The organism is Mangrovibacter plantisponsor (assembly GCF_003182475.1).
GTDB lineage: Bacteria > Pseudomonadota > Gammaproteobacteria > Enterobacterales > Enterobacteriaceae > Mangrovibacter > Mangrovibacter plantisponsor.
Genome location: NZ_QGTS01000014.1, coordinates 14,732 through 34,638, shown reverse-complemented (window position 1 = coordinate 34,638; position 19,907 = coordinate 14,732). Strand labels below are relative to the sequence as shown.

The 19,907-nt window shown below is 50.1% G+C and carries 19 protein-coding genes and 3 tRNA genes; all 22 read right to left on the bottom strand.

The genetic code is table 11. The features are described from left to right. Positions 1 to 20 precede the first annotated feature (20 nt). Positions 21 to 96: transfer RNA gene (locus tag DES37_RS19910), tRNA-Lys, on the bottom strand. A 4-nt stretch (positions 97 to 100) separates the two neighbouring features. Next, positions 101 to 176: transfer RNA gene (locus tag DES37_RS19905), tRNA-Val, on the bottom strand. Positions 177 to 274: 98 nt separating this feature from the next. After that, positions 275 to 350 (bottom strand) — tRNA-Lys (locus DES37_RS19900). Between the two features lie 169 nt (positions 351 to 519). Continuing rightward, complete coding sequence (cpoB, locus tag DES37_RS19895; RefSeq protein ID WP_110027486.1) at positions 520 to 1,308, bottom strand: cell division protein CpoB; 789 nt, start codon at positions 1,306 to 1,308, stop codon at positions 520 to 522. Positions 1,309 to 1,317: 9 nt separating this feature from the next. Continuing rightward, positions 1,318 to 1,830 carry a peptidoglycan-associated lipoprotein Pal gene (pal, locus tag DES37_RS19890; RefSeq protein WP_036109271.1) on the bottom strand — a complete coding sequence of 171 codons (513 nt, stop codon included), beginning with the start codon at positions 1,828 to 1,830 and terminating at the stop codon, positions 1,318 to 1,320. 31 nt (positions 1,831 to 1,861) lie between these two features. Further along, positions 1,862 to 3,154, bottom strand: coding sequence for a Tol-Pal system beta propeller repeat protein TolB (gene tolB, locus DES37_RS19885; protein WP_110027484.1), 1,293 nt, complete (start codon positions 3,152 to 3,154; stop codon positions 1,862 to 1,864). A gap of 127 nt (positions 3,155 to 3,281) precedes the next feature. After that, positions 3,282 to 4,601, bottom strand: a complete 1,320-nt coding sequence (tolA, locus tag DES37_RS19880) for a cell envelope integrity protein TolA (protein WP_110027482.1) — start codon at positions 4,599 to 4,601, stop codon at positions 3,282 to 3,284. Positions 4,602 to 4,637: 36 nt separating this feature from the next. Next, entirely contained in the window at positions 4,638 to 5,066 is a 429-nt protein-coding gene (gene tolR / locus DES37_RS19875; protein ID WP_036109282.1) for a colicin uptake protein TolR, read from the bottom strand. A gap of 3 nt (positions 5,067 to 5,069) precedes the next feature. Further along, positions 5,070 to 5,762 carry a Tol-Pal system protein TolQ gene (gene tolQ / locus DES37_RS19870; protein WP_072006956.1) on the bottom strand — a complete coding sequence of 231 codons (693 nt, stop codon included), beginning with the start codon at positions 5,760 to 5,762 and terminating at the stop codon, positions 5,070 to 5,072. Further along, positions 5,759 to 6,163, bottom strand: coding sequence for a tol-pal system-associated acyl-CoA thioesterase (ybgC, locus tag DES37_RS19865; protein ID WP_036109289.1), 405 nt, complete (start codon positions 6,161 to 6,163; stop codon positions 5,759 to 5,761). Before ybgC ends, tolQ begins: the two co-directional genes overlap by 4 nt. 135 nt (positions 6,164 to 6,298) lie before the next feature. Further along, positions 6,299 to 6,592 (bottom strand): cyd operon protein YbgE, encoded by a 294-nt coding sequence (gene ybgE / locus DES37_RS19860; RefSeq protein WP_036109292.1) that lies wholly within the window; start codon positions 6,590 to 6,592, stop codon positions 6,299 to 6,301. Next, positions 6,589 to 6,705, bottom strand: a complete 117-nt coding sequence (cydX, locus tag DES37_RS19855) for a cytochrome bd-I oxidase subunit CydX (protein ID WP_064597002.1) — start codon at positions 6,703 to 6,705, stop codon at positions 6,589 to 6,591. Before cydX ends, ybgE begins: the two co-directional genes overlap by 4 nt. A gap of 14 nt (positions 6,706 to 6,719) precedes the next feature. Further along, a complete protein-coding gene (cydB, locus tag DES37_RS19850; RefSeq protein ID WP_036109301.1) occupies positions 6,720 to 7,859 on the bottom strand; it encodes a cytochrome d ubiquinol oxidase subunit II in 1,140 nt (379 codons plus the stop codon). Positions 7,860 to 7,874: 15 nt separating this feature from the next. Beyond that, positions 7,875 to 9,443, bottom strand: coding sequence for a cytochrome ubiquinol oxidase subunit I (cydA, locus tag DES37_RS19845; RefSeq protein ID WP_036109303.1), 1,569 nt, complete (start codon positions 9,441 to 9,443; stop codon positions 7,875 to 7,877). 680 nt (positions 9,444 to 10,123) lie between these two features. After that, on the bottom strand, positions 10,124 to 10,996 hold the full coding sequence (gene sucD, locus DES37_RS19840) for a succinate--CoA ligase subunit alpha (RefSeq protein ID WP_036109307.1): 873 nt from the start codon (positions 10,994 to 10,996) through the stop codon (positions 10,124 to 10,126). After that, positions 10,996 to 12,162: an ADP-forming succinate--CoA ligase subunit beta gene (gene sucC, locus DES37_RS19835; protein ID WP_110027480.1), complete on the bottom strand. Its 1,167-nt coding sequence runs from the start codon at positions 12,160 to 12,162 to the stop codon at positions 10,996 to 10,998. Before sucC ends, sucD begins: the two co-directional genes overlap by 1 nt. Before the next feature lie 109 nt (positions 12,163 to 12,271). After that, positions 12,272 to 13,474, bottom strand: coding sequence for a 2-oxoglutarate dehydrogenase complex dihydrolipoyllysine-residue succinyltransferase (gene odhB / locus DES37_RS19830; protein ID WP_110027478.1), 1,203 nt, complete (start codon positions 13,472 to 13,474; stop codon positions 12,272 to 12,274). Between the two features lie 14 nt (positions 13,475 to 13,488). Continuing rightward, positions 13,489 to 16,296 carry a 2-oxoglutarate dehydrogenase E1 component gene (gene sucA / locus DES37_RS19825; protein ID WP_110027476.1) on the bottom strand — a complete coding sequence of 936 codons (2,808 nt, stop codon included), beginning with the start codon at positions 16,294 to 16,296 and terminating at the stop codon, positions 13,489 to 13,491. Positions 16,297 to 16,536: 240 nt separating this feature from the next. Next, entirely contained in the window at positions 16,537 to 17,253 is a 717-nt protein-coding gene (locus DES37_RS19820; RefSeq protein ID WP_110027475.1) for a succinate dehydrogenase iron-sulfur subunit, read from the bottom strand. A 16-nt stretch (positions 17,254 to 17,269) separates the two neighbouring features. Further along, a complete protein-coding gene (sdhA, locus tag DES37_RS19815) occupies positions 17,270 to 19,036 on the bottom strand; it encodes a succinate dehydrogenase flavoprotein subunit (RefSeq protein ID WP_036109346.1) in 1,767 nt (588 codons plus the stop codon). After that, complete coding sequence (sdhD, locus tag DES37_RS19810; RefSeq protein WP_110027473.1) at positions 19,036 to 19,383, bottom strand: succinate dehydrogenase membrane anchor subunit; 348 nt, start codon at positions 19,381 to 19,383, stop codon at positions 19,036 to 19,038. The genes sdhA and sdhD overlap by 1 nt, the downstream gene beginning before the upstream one ends. Continuing rightward, positions 19,377 to 19,781, bottom strand: coding sequence for a succinate dehydrogenase cytochrome b556 subunit (gene sdhC, locus DES37_RS19805; protein ID WP_036109355.1), 405 nt, complete (start codon positions 19,779 to 19,781; stop codon positions 19,377 to 19,379). The genes sdhD and sdhC overlap by 7 nt, the downstream gene beginning before the upstream one ends. Between the last annotated feature and the right edge of the window lie 126 nt (positions 19,782 to 19,907).

Genomic DNA, 19,907 nt, shown 5'->3' with positions numbered 1-19,907 from the left:
ACGTATCCACCGGAGAAAACTGGTGGGTCGTGCAGGATTCGAACCTGCGACCAATTGATTAAAAGTCAACTGCTCTACCAACTGAGCTAACGACCCGAAGTGGTGGGTGATGACGGGATCGAACCGCCGACCCCCTCCTTGTAAGGGAGGTGCTCTCCCAGCTGAGCTAATCACCCACATGTACTGCTTTGACAGGCAGCAAACTGCCTTAATGGTGGGTCATGGATAAGAACCACATGAAACACCTTGCTACCGCGACGAACACCAAAATTTTTGGTGGGTCGTGCAGGATTCGAACCTGCGACCAATTGATTAAAAGTCAACTGCTCTACCAACTGAGCTAACGACCCGTCGTCTTGCTGGCTCACCACTCTTCAGTGATGTATCCCCCGGCAACGGCGGCATATATTACTGCTTTCTCATTTCAGCGCAACAAAAATTTCGAGAAAGGTAACTCAACTGCTTATGTTTCAGGCGGCAAGACCAGAAAAACAGCATTATCGGGCCTTGCCCGGAAAATTACATGCCATTCAGGCGTTTTTGAGCCTGTTTAGCACCATCCGTGCCTGGGTATTTTGAGATCACTTGTTGGTAAACTGCTTTCGCTTTTGCCGTATCGCCTTTTTCCTGCATGATCAAACCGACTTTATACATTGCATCCGGTGCTTTCGGTGATTGCGGAAAGTTTTTAACGACAGAAGCAAAATAGTAAGCAGAGTCGTCTTTTTTACCTTTGCTGTAATACAGTTGCCCCAACCAAAAATTCGCATTCGGAACATAGGTTGAATCCGGATACTTTTTCACAAAGTTCTGGAATGCAGCAATAGCATCATCCTGGCGCGATTTGTCCTGCACCAGTGCAAACGCGGCATTGTAATCTGTATTAGCATCACCGGTTTGAGCCGGTGCTGATGAAGCTGGTGCAGACGGCGCAGCCGTACTCCCGGTATCACCGCTCGCACTCCCTTCAGCAGGCGTGGTTCCATTTGCTGCCGCCCCACCAGACATATTACCTATCTGCAACAGTATCTGCTTCTGCCGCTCTTCAATCTGGCTAAGCTGATACTGGCTTTCCTGAATTTGGCCGCGCAGAGAGTCTATGTCGGACTGGTTATCTGAAAGTTGCTGCTGGAGTTGGGTTAAAAGCTGGCTGTGCGCATTAGAAATGCGCTCGAGTTGCGTTACACGGTCCTCTACGGACCCTGAGCCTACACTACTGATTGGCGCCTGAGCATTAGCGGCCCAGGGGGCCGCTACGCCAACCAGTAACGACAGACTCAACAGATGATGTCTGAAGTTACTGATCATGCCATTCTCTTAGTAAACCAGTACGGCGCGACGGTTTTTCGCATAAGCGGCTTCGTCATGGCCCAGTACTGCTGGTTTTTCTTTACCGTAAGAAACGATAGAGATCTGGTCTGCAGCAACACCTTTGCCCTGCAGGTACATTTTCACTGCGTTAGCACGGCGTTCGCCCAGTGCGATGTTGTATTCCGGAGTACCACGTTCGTCCGCATGACCTTCAACAGTCACTTTGTAAGACGGGTTGCTGCGCAGGAAAGCTGCGTGAGCATCCAGCATTGCTGCGAATTCAGAACGGATATCGTATTTATCCAGGTCGAAGTAAACGATATTGTTCTGCTGCAGCTGTTGCATCTGCAGGCGAGCCTGTTCTTCAGAAGACATGTTGCCATTGCCTTCCATACCTGTACCGGCACCCAGCATGCCTTCGCTCTGACCATTATTTGCATTCTTGTGAGAGCTACAAGCAGCGATAGCCATAACAGGCAGAACCAGCATCAGCCCTTTCAGCACTTTGTTAAATTGCATTTTTTATAATCCTTAGTAAGAACTCTTTTATTTACAGATACGGCGACCAGGCCGGTGATTTCACCTGACCATCAGTAGCCGGTAGACGCGCTTTGAAACGCCCATCTGTAGAGACCAAATTCAGCACGGATCCCATCCCCTGAGAAGAGCTGTAGATTACCATAGTGCCGTTAGGTGCCAGACTTGGCGTTTCGTCCAGGAACGTAGAAGTTAAAGTTTGAACTCCTCCCGTTACCAGATCCTGTTTGGCGATATGCTGAGCACCACCATTGGAACTCACCATCACCAGGAATTTACCATCGGCGCTGACATCCGGATCCTGGTTTTGTGAACCTTCCCAGGTAATACGTTGCGGAGCACCGCCATTAATATTGATTTTATAAATCTGCGGACGACCTGCCTGGTCAGAAGTGTAGGCAAGTGACTGGCTGTCCGGGAACCAGCTAGGTTCAGTGTTGTTGCTGCGGCCATCAGTAATCTGGCGAATTTGCCCGGAAGCCAGGTCCATCACATACAGATTAAGGCTACCTGTTTTAGACAGAGCGAAAGCCAGTTTGGTACCATCCGGCGAAAATGCCGGTGCACCATTGTGCCGCGGGAAAGAAGCTATCTGGCGAACAGTCGCGTTAGCCAGGTTCTGAACAACCAGCGCCGAGCGGCCACTCTCAAAGGTTACATAGGCCAGTTTGTTGCCATCAGGAGACCATGCCGGAGACATCAATGGTTCGGGTGATTTATGAACCAGGAACTGGTTGTAGCCATCGTAGTCTGCAACGCGCAATTCATAAGGATACTGGCTGTTCGCCGTCTGCACGACATAAGCAATACGCGTACGGAAAGCCCCTTTGATACCCGTCAGTTTTTCAAACACTTCATCACTGGCAGTATGCGCTGCATAACGCAACCACTGTTTATTCACTTTATAAGTGTTTTGAGCAAGGACGGAGCCCGGCGCCCCACCAGTATCAACCAACTGGTATGACACAGAATAGCTGCCATCCGGATTCGGTGATACCTGCCCTACAACGACGGCATCAATACCCAGAGCTGACCATGCAGCAGGCTGAACTTCCTGTGCTGTCGCAGGCTGCTGAGGCAAGCGGGATGTATCCAGCGGGTTGAATTTGCCACTGTTACGTAAGTCAGCAGCCACAATGCCGCCAATATCTTCTGGTGCAGCACCAGGCCCTGCCCATTTAAACGGTACCACACCGATGGGGCGAGCCGAGTCCACCCCCTGAGTTATCTCGATGCGTACTTCAGCGTGCAGCACTGCTGCCCACAGCATCAGGAAACTTAATGCAACTCGTAATGCCTGCTTCATCATATCTCCCTTATCTGGATACAAGACCCACGATAATTAGCAGAAGGTTAACAAACCCAATAACACAAAACTACCGCCACCCGGCGACTTAACGTTCATGCTATTCCCTTAGTACAGGGGAATAGAATTACGGTTTGAAATCCAGCGGCGCATTCTTAAAGACTTCATAAACTGCCTGGCTCGGCGGTTTTGGCATATGTGCCTGGCGAGCAGCCGCAAGTGCAGCCTGGCATAATGCCGGGTCACCACCTTCTGACTGAACATCCAGCAACATACCATCTGGTGCCAGCTTGATTCTGAGCGTACAGGTTTTACCTGTATAAGAGCCTGAATCATAGAACTTACTTTCAATAGCCGACTTAATTTGCGAAGCATAGCCATTAATTTCAGCACCTGACGCGCCATTATTCTTGGTATTACCACTACCGGCAGGTGAAGCGTTGCTACCTTTTGCTCCACCTCCCGCTTTCGGTGCATTTTTATTGGAGCTCAGATCGCCTAACAGGTCATCCACCCCGGCGGCTTGTTTTGCCGCAGCTTTGCTGGCGGCAGCTTTCTCTGAAGCGGCTTTTTCGGCTGCAGCTTTTTTAGCAGCGGCCTTATCTGCTGCTGCTTTTTGTGCTGCTGCTTTTTGTGCTGCTGCTTTTTCCGCAGCTGCCTTCTCTGCCGCTGCTTTTTGTGCTGCCGCTTTTTCAGCAGCAGCCTTCTCTGCCGCTGCTTTTTGTGCTGCCGCTTTTTCCGCTACAGCCTTCTCTGCCGCTGCCTTTTGTGCTGCTGCTTTTTCCGCTGCTGCCTTCTCTGCCGCTGCCTTTTGTGCTGCCGCTTTTTCCGCTACAGCCTTCTCTGCCGCTGCCTTTTGTGCTGCTGCTTTTTCAGCCGCCGCCTTATCTGCCGCTGCTTTTTGCGCTGCCGCTTTTTCCGCTACAGCCTTCTCTGCCGCTGCTTTTTGTGCTGCCGCTTTTTCCGCTGCTGCCTTCTCTGCCGCTGCTTTTTGTGTAGCTGCTTTTTCGGCTGCTGCATCTGCTGCCGCTTTCTCAGCCGCTACTTTTTCTGCTGCAGCTTTTTCAGCCGCCGCCTGATCAGCCTGTTTTTGCTGCTGAGCCTGCTCCTGAGCTAACCGTTCTTTTTCCAGGTCTTTCAGGCGCTGTTGTTCCGCCGCTTGTTTCTCGCGGAGTTCTTCAGCCTGCTGCTGAGCCTGCTTTTCACGCTGCTCAGCTGCTCTCTGCGCACTGGCCTGCTGTTGCGACTGGCGGTTGTATTGATCAACTACAGCGCCAGGATCAACCATCACGGCATCAATAGACGAACCACCACCACCACCGGCGCTGGCATCAATATGTTCGTCAAACGAACTCCAAATCAGCACCGCAAACAGTATGACATGCAGTACCGCTGAGATGATGATGGCACGTTTAAGCTTTTTGTTCTCTTCGGTTGCCTTTGACACTCTTGGTTCCCAAAAACTCTGCCGTTATAGCGCTGATTAAATTGGTTGGGTCATCAGACCTACCGATTTCACACCAGCCTGATGCAACAAATTAAGCGCTTTAATAATTTCATCGTAAGGGACTTCTTTTGCGCCCCCGATTAGAAATACCGTTTTCGGATTTGCTGCCAGGCGCCGTTGCGCCTCTGCAATAACTTGCTCTGGCGGAAGTTGATCCATACGATCTTTATCAACCACGACGCTGTACTGCCCCACACCAGAGACTTCAATAATGACGGGTGGATCATCGTTAGTCGCCACGGACTGTGAATCCGTTGCATCGGGTAAATCCACCTCGACGCTCTGTGTGATGATAGGTGCCGTGGCCATAAAAATAAGCACCAGCACTAACAGAACATCCAGCAACGGCACAATATTGATTTCGGACTTCAGCTCCCGGCTACCTCGTCCCCGCACTCTGGCCATGGTTTACCCCTTTTGGCTCTCAGTAGTGGTAAACGCCTGACGGTGCAGAATTGCGGTAAACTCTTCCATGAAGTTGTCGTAATTCAACTCAAGCTTGTTAACACGCAGGTTCAAACGGTTGTATGCCATAACAGCCGGGATAGCGGCAAACAGACCAATCGCAGTCGCGATCAGCGCCTCTGCAATCCCTGGAGCGACCATTTGCAGTGTGGCTTGCTTTACTGCACCCAGGCCGATAAACGCATGCATAATCCCCCACACCGTACCAAACAAACCGATGTACGGGCTGATAGAGCCTACAGTCCCCAGAAACGGAATATGCGTTTCCAGCGACTCCAGCTCACGGTTCATTGAGATACGCATTGCCCGCGATGCCCCTTCAACAATGGCTTCCGGTGCATGGCTGTTGGCCCGATGCAGGCGTGCAAACTCTTTGAAGCCCGAATAGAAAATTTGCTCGGAACCGCTCAAATTCTCACGACGCCCCTGGCTTTCCTGATACAGGCGGGATAAATCAATGCCTGACCAGAACTTATCTTCGAAGGTTTCAGCCTCACGTGTTGCCGCATTGAGAATGCGGGTTCGCTGGATAATGATAGCCCAGGACGCAATAGAGAAACCCATTAAAATCAACATGATGAGTTTGACCAGAAGGCTTGCCTTCAGGAACAAATCAAGGATATTCATGTCAGTCACTGCTTGAACTCCGCGACAATAGAAAGTGGAAGCGCTTTTGGCTTCATGATGATTGGATCAACGCAAGCAATAAGCACTTCCGCTTCATTAAGGATCTTGTTGTCTGCATTGACTATGCGCTGCGTAAAGACCATAGATGTCCGGCGTAGCGTGGTAATCTCTGTTTGGATTTCGAGTAAGTCGTCAAGTCTGGCTGGCGCGTGATACTCAACAGACATGCGGCGCACAACAAAGGCAACACGCTCTTCCAGTAATGCCTGCTGGCTGAAGTTATGTTCACGCAGCATTTCAGTACGTGCTCTTTCATAAAAGGCAATGTAACTGGCGTGGTAAACCACTCCCCCTGCATCAGTATCTTCATAGTAGACACGAACAGGCCATTGAAACTGCTTAGTGCTCACTTTACATCCCGGTAAGGCAAAATAAACGTTGCTACTATACGCAAGCTGAAGTGGGTTGGGAATGGGTTAAGGGGTGCGGAGTGTAAATATTTATGGGCTTTGTAAAGCCCATAAATTGTGACGGAGGTAGCTTATTCAAAAAAAGAAAAAAGCCAACCCTGCTGCCAGTACGATCATAGCGAGTAATGGGCAAAAAACAGCCTGCCACTGAATGGCTTTCAGCTTAAAGCCGATACCGTGAATAACCCCTGCGCAAACTGCCCACATCAGCAATAAACCATGCCAGACAGATAACGCGCTGGTGTGCGCGGCAAACCGTGACGGATTCCAGAACATACAGCCAGCCAGAACCAGTGCCATCAGCAGAGAAAGAGCCCTTAACGGGCTCTTATCTACCAGCTTATAGAGTGATGAAATCAGATTTTTCATCCCTGCTTTTCTTCTCCGGACTGAGTCGCTTCAACGTGCTCAAGTGCCAGTGCTGTAATCACACCGAATGCACACGCAAGAAGGGTGCCCAGAATCCATGCGAAATACCACATAATCAGCTCCTTACTTAGTACAGAGAATGCGTGTTGCTTTCGATGTGTTCTTTCGTAATGCGACCAAACATTTTCCAGTAACACCAGGCGGTATACAGAAGAATGATTGGTACGAACACAATCGCTACGTAAGTCATCACAGACAGAGTTAACTGGCTGGATGTCGCATCCCACATTGTCAGGCTGGCATTCATCATCGTGCTGGATGGCATAATGAATGGGAACATTGCCACACCAGCTGTCAGAATGACGCAGGCGATAGTCAGTGAGGAGAAAATAAAGGCCAGGGCAGCTTTATTTGCACGGGTCATCAGCACGGTCAGCAACGGCAGCACAACCCCCAACGCAGGGATAGCCCACAGTGCAGGTGCATTGTTAAAGTTGACCAGCCATGCTCCTGCCTGGCGAGATACTTCTTTCACCAGCGGGTCGGATGCGGCGTGATGGTCCATAGCAGATGTCACCACATAGCCATCAATCCCGTAAACCACCCAAACACCAGCCAGGATAAAGCACACCATCATAACCAGCGTGGCAACCTGAGAAACTGCGCGGGCACGCAGCAGCAACTCACCATTGGTACGCATTTGCAGGTAGGTTGCCCCCTGAGTCAGGAACATCGCTACACTCACCACACCCGCCAGCAGGCCAAATGGGTTCAGCAGTTGGAAGAAATTCCCGGTGTATGTCAGGCGCAGATACTCATCGACATTAAACGGTACACCCTGCAATAAGTTGCCGAATGCAACGCCAATAACCAGCGGTGGAACAAAGCTGCCGACAAAAATGCACCAGTCCCACATGTCACGCCAGCGAGAATCTTCTATTTTAGAGCGGTAATCAAAGCCAACCGGGCGGAAGAACAATGATGCCAGCACTAAAATCATCGCGACATAAAAACCAGAAAAAGCGGCAGCATAAACCATTGGCCAGGCGGCGAATAACGCCCCGCCAGCAGTGATAAGCCATACCTGGTTACCGTCCCAGTGTGGCGCAATGCTGTTAATCATCACACGACGTTCAACATCATTACGGCCCATAAAGCGGGTCAGCATACCTACGCCGAAGTCGAAACCATCAGCTACGGTAAAGCCAATCAGCAGAACGCCAATCAGCAACCACCAGATAAAACGCAATACTTCATAATCAATCATGTTTCGACTCCTGTCTTAGCGTGCCGTTTGAGCCGTAGCGCCGGATTGCTCAAAATGATAGCGACCGGTTTTCAGGCTACTTGGCCCCAGACGTGCAAACTTGAACATCAGGAACAGTTCCGCCACCAGGAACAAGGTGTACAGACCGCATATCAGTACGATTGAGAAAATCAAGTCAGACGCGGACAATGTCGAGTTAGCAACGGCTGTGGGTAACACTTCACCGATAGCCCATGGCTGGCGACCATATTCAGCAACGAACCAGCCAGCTTCTACAGCAATCCAGGGTAATGGGAGACCATAGAACGCGGCACGCAGCAGCCATTTTTTCTGACCGATACGATTACGAATCACTGACCAGAACGACAGGCCGATAATCAGAAGCAGCAAGACACCACACGCTACCATGATGCGGAAAGCAAAATAGAGTGGCGCCACTTCCGGTATAGAGTCTTTGGTGGCTTTCTGAATTTGTGCTTCAGTTGCATCCGTGACATTTGGTGTATAACGTTTTAACAACAGGCCATAGCCAAGGTCTTTCTTCACGTTGTTAAACTCGTTACGCACTGCCTGGTCGGTTGAACCCGCACGCAATTCTTCCAGCAACTTATAAGCCTTCATCCCATTACGGATGCGCTCTTCATGCTGGGCCATCAGATCTTTAAGACCAAGCACTGGCGTATCAACAGAACGTGTGGCAATAAGCCCCAGCAGATACGGGATCTGAACCGAGTAGTGGTTCTTCTGTTCAGCCTGGTCAGGAATACCAAACAAGGTGAATGATGCAGGAGCGGGTTGCGTTTCCCATTCAGCTTCAATGGCAGCCAGTTTGGTTTTCTGTACGTCACCCATTTCGTAACCAGATTCATCACCCAGCACAATAACGGAAAGCACAGCAGCCATACCGAAGCTGGCAGCAACCGCAAAGGAGCGTTTTGCAAATGCGAGGTCACGGCCTTTGAGCATGTACCATGCGCTGATGCTGAGAATGAACATCGCGCCGGTTACATAGCCTGCAGCAACCGTGTGAACGAATTTAACCTGTGCGACCGGGTTCAGGACCAGCTCGGAGAAGCTGACCATTTCCATACGCATGGTTTCATAGTTGAACTCAGAAGCGATTGGGTTTTGCATCCAGCCGTTTGCGACCAGAATCCACAACGCAGAAAGGTTTGAGCCCAGAGCAACTAACCAGGTAACAGCCATATGCTGTACTTTGGTCAACCGGTCCCAACCGAAGAAGAAGAGCCCAACGAAAGTCGACTCAAGGAAGAAGGCCATTAAACCTTCAATAGCGAGCGGCGCACCAAAAATATCGCCCACATAATGCGAATAGTATGACCAGTTAGTACCGAACTGGAATTCCATGGTTAAACCAGTGGCAACCCCAAGAGCAAAGTTGATACCAAACAACTTTCCCCAAAACTTGGTCATATCTTTATAGATTTGTTTACCAGACAACACATATATCGTATTCATGATGGCCAGCAAGAACGCCATACCCAGCGTCAGTGGCACAAACAGAAAGTGGTACAGTGCGGTCAAGGCAAACTGCAATCGTGACAGTTCGACTATATCAAACATCTTGACTCCTTGCTCCTCGCATGAAGACGCCGAATAGAAGAATACCTGGCTACAGCATTCCCCTACACTTGCCCCAATACAAAAAACATTTGCGACCTCTTTCTTTTCCGGCACCACTGAATGTAAAACAAGAAAAGTAAAAAGGTTACAAATACGTTAATTAATACCAAATGAATCCCGCGAATATATTACGCTTCAATGGACTTACAATAAATAGGTTTTTACTGAACGTTTTTTGCGTTTCTCGACGGTGATCAATTTATAGCGAAAAACATCCTCAAGCGCTAGTTTGATCTTCGACAAATTTGGAATTTTTCATTTGGTGACAAGAGGTTATTTTATTGATTTAAATCAATAACGAATATTTTGTGTTAACGAGGTTATTCGGGTGTGCGTCAAGTTAATATAATGTTAATTAAATTAACTTTAATTACATGTATGCTGGATGTTATAAATAATTAAAGCGTAATGTCATTGTCATTTTCACAATGAAACTGTCACTCTGTGCAATATCAATAAGCGTAGTTCCTTCACAATATTAATCAAGTTTTTAACTTTTTATTTTCATTTTCCCTGTTTTTGTGAAGTGCTCGTCACTATACGGGTAAAAAAAAGGCCACCCAGGAGGTGGCCAACCATGTCGAAAAGGGGTTCACGCCTTACCGGCGATCACCATTTTTTTATTGAGGAAGAATAGATTTGAGCGCTTCACCGATATCTGCCAGGCTACGCACAGTTTTCACCCCGGCAGCTTCAAGTGCTGCGAATTTTTCGTCTGCAGTACCTTTACCCCCGGCAATGATGGCGCCAGCATGGCCCATACGTTTACCCTTAGGCGCAGTAACACCCGCAATGTAACCCACCATTGGCTTAGTGACATGTTCCTTAATATAGGCAGCAGCTTCTTCTTCTGCGCTACCACCGATTTCACCAATCATCACGATGGCTTCGGTTTGCGGGTCTTCCTGGAACAGTTTCAGGATGTCGATAAAGTTGGAACCTGGAATTGGGTCACCACCGATACCAACACAAGTCGACTGGCCAAAGCCGTAATCAGTTGTTTGTTTCACCGCTTCATAGGTCAGCGTACCCGAGCGTGAAACAATACCGACTTTACCCGGCTGGTGAATGTGCCCTGGCATGATACCGATTTTGCAAGCACCCGGAGTGATAACGCCCGGGCAGTTAGGCCCAATCATGCGCACACCGGCTTCGTCCAGTTTCACTTTCACAGTCAGCATATCCAGAGTGGGAATACCTTCAGTAATAGTGATAATCAGTTTGATACCAGCATCGATTGCTTCAAGAATCGAGTCTTTACAGAACGGGGCCGGTACATAAATAACTGATGCAGTCGCTCCTGTGGCCTCTACCGCTTCACGAACGGTATTAAACACGGGTAAACCCAGGTGCGTTGTACCGCCCTTACCCGGTGTAACGCCACCGACCATTTGGGTACCGTAAGCAATGGCCTGCTCGGAATGGAATGTCCCCTGGCTACCAGTAAAACCCTGGCAGATAACTTTGGTGTTTTTATCGATTAAAATGGACATTATTTCCCCTCCACTGCAGCAACAACCTGCTGCGCGGCATCGGTCAGACTGGTCGCCGCAATAATATTCAGGCCACTTTCAGCAAGCTTCTTCGCACCCAGTTCTGCATTGTTACCTTCAAGGCGCACAACAACTGGCACATTTACACCGACTTCGGAAACGGCACCAATGATGCCGTCGGCAATCAAGTCGCAACGCACAATCCCGCCGAAGATGTTAACCAGTACCGCTTTAACCGCATCGTCAGACAGAATAATTTTAAACGCTTCAGTAACACGTTCTTTCGTTGCACCACCGCCCACATCAAGGAAGTTAGCCGGCGCACCACCGTGCAGTTTCACAATATCCATGGTGCCCATAGCCAGACCTGCGCCATTTACCATGCAACCGATATTGCCTTCCAGAGCCACATAGTTCAGTTCCCATTGCGCAGCATGGGCTTCGCGCGGGTCTTCCTGGCTCTTGTCATGCATTTCACGCAGTTCTGGTTGGCGGAACAGCGCATTACCATCAACACCCAGTTTGCCATCAAGGCAAATCAGGTCGTCCTGAGTAGTAATGACTAAGGGGTTGATTTCCACCAGCGCCAGGTCACGCTCCAGGAACATAGTGGCCAGCCCCATGAAAATCTTGCTGAATTGCTGAATTTGTTTGCCCTGCAGACCCAGTTTGAATGCCAGTTCACGCCCCTGATACGGCATCGGGCCAGTCAGTGGATCAATGGCTGTTTTGTGAATAAGATGCGGCGTTTCTGTAGCAACTTTTTCTATTTCCACGCCACCTTCAGTGGATGCCATGAACACTACGCGACGACTGCTACGGTCTACAACTGCGCCAAGATACAGTTCTTTAGCGATATCAGTCGCATTTTCAACCAGGATCTGGTTTACCGGCTGACCGTTGGCATCTGTTTGGTAGGTTACCAGGCGTTTGCCTAACCATTGTTCAGCAAAAGCACGGATATCTTCTTTATTTTTTACGACTTTCACACCGCCAGCTTTACCGCGGCCGCCTGCGTGTACCTGGCATTTTACTACCCAAGGACCGGCACCAATTTTAGACGCCGCTTCTTCCGCTTCACGCGGTGTGGTACAGGCATAACCCACCGGTGCCGGCAAGCCATACCGGGCAAACAATTGTTTCGCCTGATATTCGTGTAAGTTCATGAGTTCTATCCATTCAAATCAGATGAAGAGCATCTAGGCTCGGGGTACTCTGCGCCACAGCGTTTGCTGTGGCCGGGTAATCGGTGTGTGGGGCACAAGCCCCACACAACTACACATCCAGCAGCAGGCGAGTCGGGTCTTCCAGCATCTCTTTAATTGCCACCAGGAAACCAACGGACTCACGCCCGTCTATCAGACGGTGATCGTAAGAAAGTGCCAAATACATCATTGGCAGAATTTCTACTTTACCGTCTACCGCCATGGGGCGGTCTTTGATGGCATGCATACCCAGAATGGCGCTTTGCGGTGGATTGATAATCGGAGTGGACATCAAAGAACCAAATACGCCGCCGTTAGTGATAGTGAAATTACCACCGGTCAGATCTTCAACGGTGAGTTTACCGTCACGGCCTTTCACAGCCAGCTCTTTGATACGTTTTTCGACATCGGCCATGCCCAGTGTATCCACATCACGCAATACCGGCGTAACCAGACCACGCGGTGTGGACACTGCCATGCTGACATCGAAATAGTTGTGGTAAACCACATCATCACCATCAATTGAAGCGTTCACTTCCGGGTAACGTTTCAGTGCTTCAACCACTGCTTTAACATAGAAAGACATAAAGCCCAGACGGATACCATGACGTTTTTCAAACGCCTCACCGTACTGTTTACGCAAATCCATAATCGGCTTCATGTTAACTTCGTTGAACGTAGTCAGCATTGCTGTTGAGTTTTTCGCTTCCAGCAAACGTTCCGCAACACGTTTACGTAAACGCGTCATCGGGACACGTTTTTCACTGCGGTTACCCGCAACAGGTTCTACCGCCGGAACTGCCGCCGCAGCAGGGGCTTTAGCCAGATGTTTTTCAACATCTTCGCGAGTGATGCGGCCACCAACACCGGTGCCTTTAATTGCACTGGCGTCAAGATCATGCTCACTCAACAGGCGGCGAATTGCCGGGCTTAAAGCGTCATTGGTTTGCTCTTCAAGATCAGCAGTGTGGCGTTGTGCTGGTGTTGATTCCTTTTCATCCGCCTTGGCAGAGGTTTCTTTACCAGAACTGTTACCCTCACGCAGCCGCCCAAGGATCTGGCGAGAAGTCACTGTTGTGCCTTCAGCTTCCAGCACAGCATCCAGTACACCATCAGCGGCTGCCGGTACTTCCAGTACCACTTTGTCAGTCTCGATTTCAACCAGAACTTCGTCGCGGGTTACCGCGTCACCCGGTTTTTTATGCCAGGTTGCCACGGTGGCGTCGGCAACGGATTCAGGCAGGTCGGGAACAAGAATATCTACGCTACTCATTATTTATCCTTTAACTATTCGACATTCAGCGCGTCATTAACCAGATCTTGCTGCTGTTTAAGGTGAACGGACATATACCCGACGGCAGGTGATGCTGACGCCGGACGCCCTGCGTAACGCAGTGCGGAGCCAAAAGGTATCACTTCGCGCAAGTGGTGCTGGCTGCAATACCATGCGCCCTGGTTCAGAGGCTCTTCCTGACACCAGACAAAGTCATGAACATGGGAGAACCGTTTAAGCACTTCCTGCACGCTTTGTACCGGGAAAGGATACAACTGCTCAATACGGATAATCGCCACATTGTGTTGATCGTTTTTACGGCGTTGTTCCAACAAATCGTAGTACACCTTGCCAGAACACATCACCACACGTTTCACAGCTTGCGGATCGATATCATCAATTTCACCGATGGCAGGCTGGAAAGTGCCATTCGCCAGTTCATCCAGGCTGGAAATAGCCAGGGGATGGCGCAGCAGGGATTTGGGTGACATCACCACCAGCGGGCGGCGCATACCACGCAATGCCTGACGGCGTAGCATATGGTAAACCTGTGCCGGTGTTGATGGTACGCACACTTGCATGTTTTGCTCAGCACACAGTTGCAGGTAGCGTTCCAGGCGTGCGGAAGAGTGCTCTGGCCCCTGCCCTTCATAACCATGAGGCAGTAACATCACCAGCCCACACATCCGGCCCCATTTTTGTTCACCCGAACTGATGAACTGGTCGATAACCACCTGAGCACCATTTGCGAAGTCACCAAATTGTGCTTCCCAAATAGTAAGAGTGCGTGGCTCTGCTGTCGCGTAACCATACTCGAAGGCCAGCACGGCTTCTTCAGACAGAACAGAATCCCAGACACGGAAAGTACCCTGTGCATTGTGTACATGGCACAGCGGCGTGTAAGTCGAGCCGTTAGTCTGGTTATGAATGACAGCATGGCGGTGGAAGAATGTCCCACGGCCTGCATCTTCACCAGAAATGCGTACCGGAATACCTTCGTCAACCATGGTGGCGTAAGCCAGGTTTTCTGCAGCACCCCAGTCGAGCGGTTTATTACCGGCGGCCATTTCCTGGCGATCGCCGTAAATTTTCGCCACGCGTGACTGCATTTCGACAACATCCGGAACCGTACTGATGCGTTTTGCCAGTTCCTGCAAACGCTTCATATCAACTTTGTTCGGGTAGCTTTCATCCCAGTCATGGTTCAGGTAAGGCGACCAGGTGAATGAGTGCATATTCATTGGGCGCCACTCTTTCACCACGCAGTCACCGGCATCCAGCGCATCGCGGTACAGATTCACCAGTTCAGTGGCATCTTCCAGTGTGACAATCTGGTTCTGTTCCAGTTTGTCTGCATAGAGTTTGCGAGGCGTGGGATGTTTTTTAATTTTCTGGTACATCAGCGGCTGAGTTGCACTGGGTTCATCGGCCTCGTTATGGCCATGACGGCGGTAACACACCAGGTCAACAAACACATCACGTTGGAAGGTGTTGCGGTAATCCAGTGCCAGACGGGTAACAAACGCCACTGCTTCCGGGTCATCTGCATTGACGTGGAAAATCGGTGCCTGCACCATTTTCCCAATATCAGTACAATAAGGTGTGGAGCGGGCATCCAGTGGGTTCGACGTGGTAAAACCAATCTGGTTATTAATAACGATACGAACAGTACCACCCACATCATAACCACGAGCTTTGGACATGTTCAGGGTTTCCTGAACTACACCCTGGCCTGCAACAGCAGCATCGCCATGAATAGTGATAGGCAGAACCTTGTTGCTGCCAGGTTCATCCAGCCGGTCAAGGCGCGCACGCACAGAACCAATAACAACCGGGCTGACAATTTCCAGATGCGAAGGGTTAAACGCCAGCGCCAGGTGGACCAGACCACCTTCAGTTTCGATGTCTGACGAGAAGCCCATGTGATATTTCACATCACCGGTTCCCAGATGCTCTTTATGCTTCCCGGAGAATTCGTCAAACAAATCCTGCGGTTTTTTACCCAGAACGTTGAGCAGCACGTTAAGACGGCCACGGTGCGCCATGCCCAGTACCACTTCACGGGTACCGCTTTTGCCTGCATGGCGAATCAGTTCTTTGAGCATGGGGATAAGCGCGTCACCACCTTCCAGTGAGAAGCGTTTTGCGCCCGGGAATTTGGCACCGAGATAGCGCTCCATACCTTCAGCCGCAGTTAACTCACTGAGAAAGCGCTTTTTCTCTTCTGTTGAGAAGGAAGGCTGACCAACCACAGATTCAATACGGTGCTGAATCCAGCGTTTTTCTTCTGTGTTGGTGATATGCATATATTCCGCACCGATAGAACCACAATAGGTTTGCCTCAGTGCAGTGATTAAGTCGCCCAGCTTCATGGTGTCTTTGCCAATTGCAAAAGACCCCACGTTAAAACTCTCCTGGAAATCAGCTTCCGTCAGGTGATGAAATGCAGGAGAGAGATCAGGTACCGACTCTTGTTGCCACAACCCGAGCGGGTCGAGATTAGCCTGCTGGTGACCGCGGAAGCGGTATGCGTTGATGAGCTGCAGGACTTTTACCTGCTTGGCATCGGTGTCAGGGTCGGTAATTGAGGAAGTGTAACGTGAGGCATCCTTCGCCAGACGACGAAAATAATCACGTGTTTTGGAATGGAATTGATCCGGTCTTACCCCTGTTCCTGGCAACTGCTGGAACATGGAGCGCCAGTGTGCGTCCACTGAGTCAGGATCGGTTAAGAAGTCTTCATAGAGCTGTTCTATCCATGTCTGGTTAGAACCAGACAGGTAAGAAGAGTCCAGCCAGGCTTTCATTGCGCCGTTCTGCATCGTGATCCCTTAAGCCTTACAGGCTTACTTTCGCCGTAAAAACTACATCGTACACCCTTATGGGGCACGTACCAGGGTTCACTTTCAGCGAGCTTTTATAATGGAATCGCCCGCGAAGGAACCTTTAAAAACTGTCTTCACGCAATTGCACCTTTTGAGTATGACACCCGGTGCAAGGTGCTACCGGCAGTTTTTAAAGATTTCCTGAAAAGCCGGGAAACGACTTCCCGGCCCTTCATATTATGCACTACGTTTCAACAACATCGACTTAATATGGCCAATTGCGCGAGTTGGGTTCAAACCTTTTGGGCAAACACTGACACAGTTCATAATACTGTGGCAGCGGAACACACTGAAAGCATCACTCAACCCTTCAAGGCGTTCGTCAGTTTCTGTATCACGGCTGTCTATCAGGAAACGATAAGCCGCTAACAAACCAGCCGGTCCAATAAATTTATCCGGGTTCCACCAGAAGGACGGGCAGGATGTTGAACAGCACGCACATAAAATACATTCGTACAGCCCATCGAGTTTTTCCCGTTGTTCAGGGGACTGTAAATGTTCTCTGGCCGGCGGATTTCGCCCGTTATTCAACAGGTAAGGTTTAATCTTCTCATATTGAGTATAGAACTGCCCCATGTCCACAACCAGATCACGCACAACAGGAAGTCCTGGTAACGGGCGAATCACAATTTTTTGATTACCGTTACGCAGGGCTGAAATGGGCGTGATACAGGCCAGGCCATTTTTGCCATTCATATTCATGCCATCAGAGCCACAGACCCCTTCACGGCAGGAACGACGAAAAGCAAGTGTCGGATCTTTTTCTTTCAACTGGATTAACGCATCCAGCAGCATCATGTCTCGCCCTTCGTCAGCTTCCAGCGTGTAATTCTGCATACGCGGAGCATCGTCTACATCCGGGTTATAACGATAAACTGAAAATTCGAGTTTCATCACCTTGTCTCCGCAATCAGTAAGTACGTACCTTCGGCGGGAACGCCGGGCGCAATTTAGGCTCCATATTCACCTTACGGCGTACCATGGATTCACTTTCTGGCAAGTACAAGGAGTGGCACAACCAGTTCTCATCATCACGTTCCGGGAAATCGAAGCGGCTGTGCGCGCCACGGCTTTCAGTACGGAAGTTTGCCGACATCGCGGTGGCATACGCCGTTTCCATGAGGTTATCCAGTTCAAGGCATTCCACTCGCTGGGTATTAAACTCACTCGACGTATCATCAAGACGCGCGTTTTGCAGGCGCTCGCGAATTCCTTTGAGGTCTTCAAGGCCTTTCGCCATTGCATCGCCTTCGCGGAATACGGAGAAATTGTGCTGCATGCATTCCTGCAATGCTTTGCGGATAACCACCGGGTCTTCACCTGTGCGGTTATTGTTCCAGCGGTTCATGCGCTCAAGGGAGGCTTCCACATCAGATTCACTTGCATCACGCAGCGCACCCTGTTCATTAATAGACTCTTGCAGATGCATACCTGCCGCACGCCCAAATACCACCAGGTCCAGCAACGAGTTACCACCCAGACGGTTGGCACCATGAACAGACACACAGGCAATCTCACCAACGGCAAACAGGCCCGGAATCACAACATCCTCGCCTTTTTCGTTCACGGTCAGCGCCTGGCCTGTTACTTTGGTGGGGATCCCACCCATCATGTAGTGGCAGGTAGGAATAACAGGAATAGGTTCTTTTACCGGGTCGACGTGTGCAAAGGTGCGTGACAGTTCAAGAATACCTGGCAGGCGGGATTCCAGAACATCTTTACCCAGGTGATCAAGCTTCAGTTTGGCATGTGGGCCCCATGGGCCATCGCAACCACGGCCTTCACGGATTTCAATCATGATTGAGCGGGCAACTACATCACGACCGGCAAGGTCTTTGGCATTTGGCGCATAACGCTCCATGAAGCGTTCGCCATGTTTATTCAGCAAATAACCGCCTTCACCACGGCAGCCTTCCGTGACCAGAACACCAGCCCCGGCAATACCCGTTGGGTGGAACTGCCACATTTCCATATCCTGAACAGGCACACCCGCACGCATTGCCATGCCAACGCCATCGCCAGTATTAATGTGCGCATTGGTGGTTGACTGGTAAATGCGCCCTGCACCGCCGGTCGCCAGCACCGTAGCGCGGGCTTTAAAATACACGACTTCACCGGTTTCGATGCACAGTGCAGTACAACCCACCACTGAGCCGTCCTGGTTTTTCACCAGATCCAGTGCATACCACTCGGAAAAAATGGTGGTGTGGTTTTTCAAATTTTGTTGATACAGCGTATGCAGCAAAGCATGCCCGGTACGGTCTGCCGCCGCCGCAGTACGCGCAGCCTGCTCACCGCCAAAATTCTTCGACTGCCCGCCAAACGGGCGCTGATAAATACGCCCGTCATCCAGGCGCGAGAACGGCAGCCCCATATGTTCCAGCTCAAGAATCGCTTCCGGGCCGGTTTTACACATATATTCAATTGCGTCCTGATCACCAATGTAATCAGAACCTTTCACGGTATCGTACATATGCCATTCCCAGTTATCTTCATGGGAATTGCCTAATGCGACAGTAATGCCCCCTTGCGCAGATACCGTGTGGGAGCGAGTAGGAAATACTTTGGACAGCAGAGCACAAGTTTGCCCCGACTGGGAAATTTGCAGTGCGGCACGCATACCTGCGCCACCTGCACCGATAACCACTGCATCAAACTCTCTGACTGGCAATTTCATTACACACCCCACACCACAACGAACCCATAAATGACGTAAACCAGCAGCGCTGCAACAATGGCAAGTTGCAGGACAAGGCGTATAGCCAGTGGTTTAACGTAGTCGGTTAACACCTGCCACATGCCAATCCAGGCATGAATCAGCACAGAAAACAGCGCCAGCAAGGTGAATACTTTTGTGAAAGCGGAGGCGAAGAAACCCGTCCAGATTTGCCAGGTCAGTTCACCGCTGGTTGCAAAGAAGCCAACCATATAAACGATATACAGCGCGATGATAATCGCAGTAGCACGCACCAGAATATAGTCGTGCACACCATTACGACCAAGCGCAGAGGCGTTGCTTACCATACGAGAACTCCTGCAAGAATAGAAAGCACGACAGTAATACCGAAACCAATGTTGGCAGTACGCTTCCCTGCCTCTAAGGTTTCTTCCAGATAACCAAAGTCCATCAGCATATGACGGATTCCACCGACAACATGGTAAGCCAGTGCGGTAAGAATGCCCCACAGGATGAATTTAACGATAAAGCTGTCCATAATTGATGAAGCAACCAGGAAGCCTTCGGGTGAGGAAAGGGATAGCCCCAGCAACCAGAGCAGAATGCCGACCGCCACGAAGGTGATCACGCCGGAAACGCGGTGGAGGATGGAAGCAATTGCGGTGACGGGAAATCGGATCGTAGCAAGATCCAGATTAACAGGTCTTTGTTTTTTCACATTTTTCATTATGAATAGCGCCCACATGCTGTTTTTATTATTCCTTCCTCCGGTCTGCAGGCGGTCAGACAGCGTGGTTTTCTATAACTCTGCGTCATGTAAAACAACTGCTTCCAGGTGTTAAAATGACGAGTACTACGCTGGGTGGCTCGC

Excerpts from the sequence above, each read along its gene's own strand:
- cpoB (WP_110027486.1), bottom strand. The coding sequence starts at position 1,308 with ATGATCAGTAACTTCAGACATCATCTGTTGAGTCTGTCGTTACTGGTT.
- pal (WP_036109271.1), bottom strand. The coding sequence starts at position 1,830 with ATGCAATTTAACAAAGTGCTGAAAGGGCTGATGCTGGTTCTGCCTGTT.
- tolB (WP_110027484.1), bottom strand. The coding sequence starts at position 3,154 with ATGAAGCAGGCATTACGAGTTGCATTAAGTTTCCTGATGCTGTGGGCA.
- tolR (WP_036109282.1), bottom strand. The coding sequence starts at position 5,066 with ATGGCCAGAGTGCGGGGACGAGGTAGCCGGGAGCTGAAGTCCGAAATC.
- ybgE (WP_036109292.1), bottom strand. The coding sequence starts at position 6,592 with ATGAAAAATCTGATTTCATCACTCTATAAGCTGGTAGATAAGAGCCCG.
- cydX (WP_064597002.1), bottom strand. The coding sequence starts at position 6,705 with ATGTGGTATTTCGCATGGATTCTGGGCACCCTTCTTGCGTGTGCATTC.
- cydB (WP_036109301.1), bottom strand. The coding sequence starts at position 7,859 with ATGATTGATTATGAAGTATTGCGTTTTATCTGGTGGTTGCTGATTGGC.
- cydA (WP_036109303.1), bottom strand. The coding sequence starts at position 9,443 with ATGTTTGATATAGTCGAACTGTCACGATTGCAGTTTGCCTTGACCGCA.
- sucD (WP_036109307.1), bottom strand. The coding sequence starts at position 10,996 with ATGTCCATTTTAATCGATAAAAACACCAAAGTTATCTGCCAGGGTTTT.
- sucC (WP_110027480.1), bottom strand. The coding sequence starts at position 12,162 with ATGAACTTACACGAATATCAGGCGAAACAATTGTTTGCCCGGTATGGC.
- odhB (WP_110027478.1), bottom strand. The coding sequence starts at position 13,474 with ATGAGTAGCGTAGATATTCTTGTTCCCGACCTGCCTGAATCCGTTGCC.
- sucA (WP_110027476.1), bottom strand. The coding sequence starts at position 16,296 with ATGCAGAACGGCGCAATGAAAGCCTGGCTGGACTCTTCTTACCTGTCT.
- DES37_RS19820 (WP_110027475.1), bottom strand. The coding sequence starts at position 17,253 with ATGAAACTCGAATTTTCAGTTTATCGTTATAACCCGGATGTAGACGAT.
- sdhA (WP_036109346.1), bottom strand. The coding sequence starts at position 19,036 with ATGAAATTGCCAGTCAGAGAGTTTGATGCAGTGGTTATCGGTGCAGGT.
- sdhD (WP_110027473.1), bottom strand. The coding sequence starts at position 19,383 with ATGGTAAGCAACGCCTCTGCGCTTGGTCGTAATGGTGTGCACGACTAT.
- sdhC (WP_036109355.1), bottom strand. The coding sequence starts at position 19,781 with ATGTGGGCGCTATTCATAATGAAAAATGTGAAAAAACAAAGACCTGTT.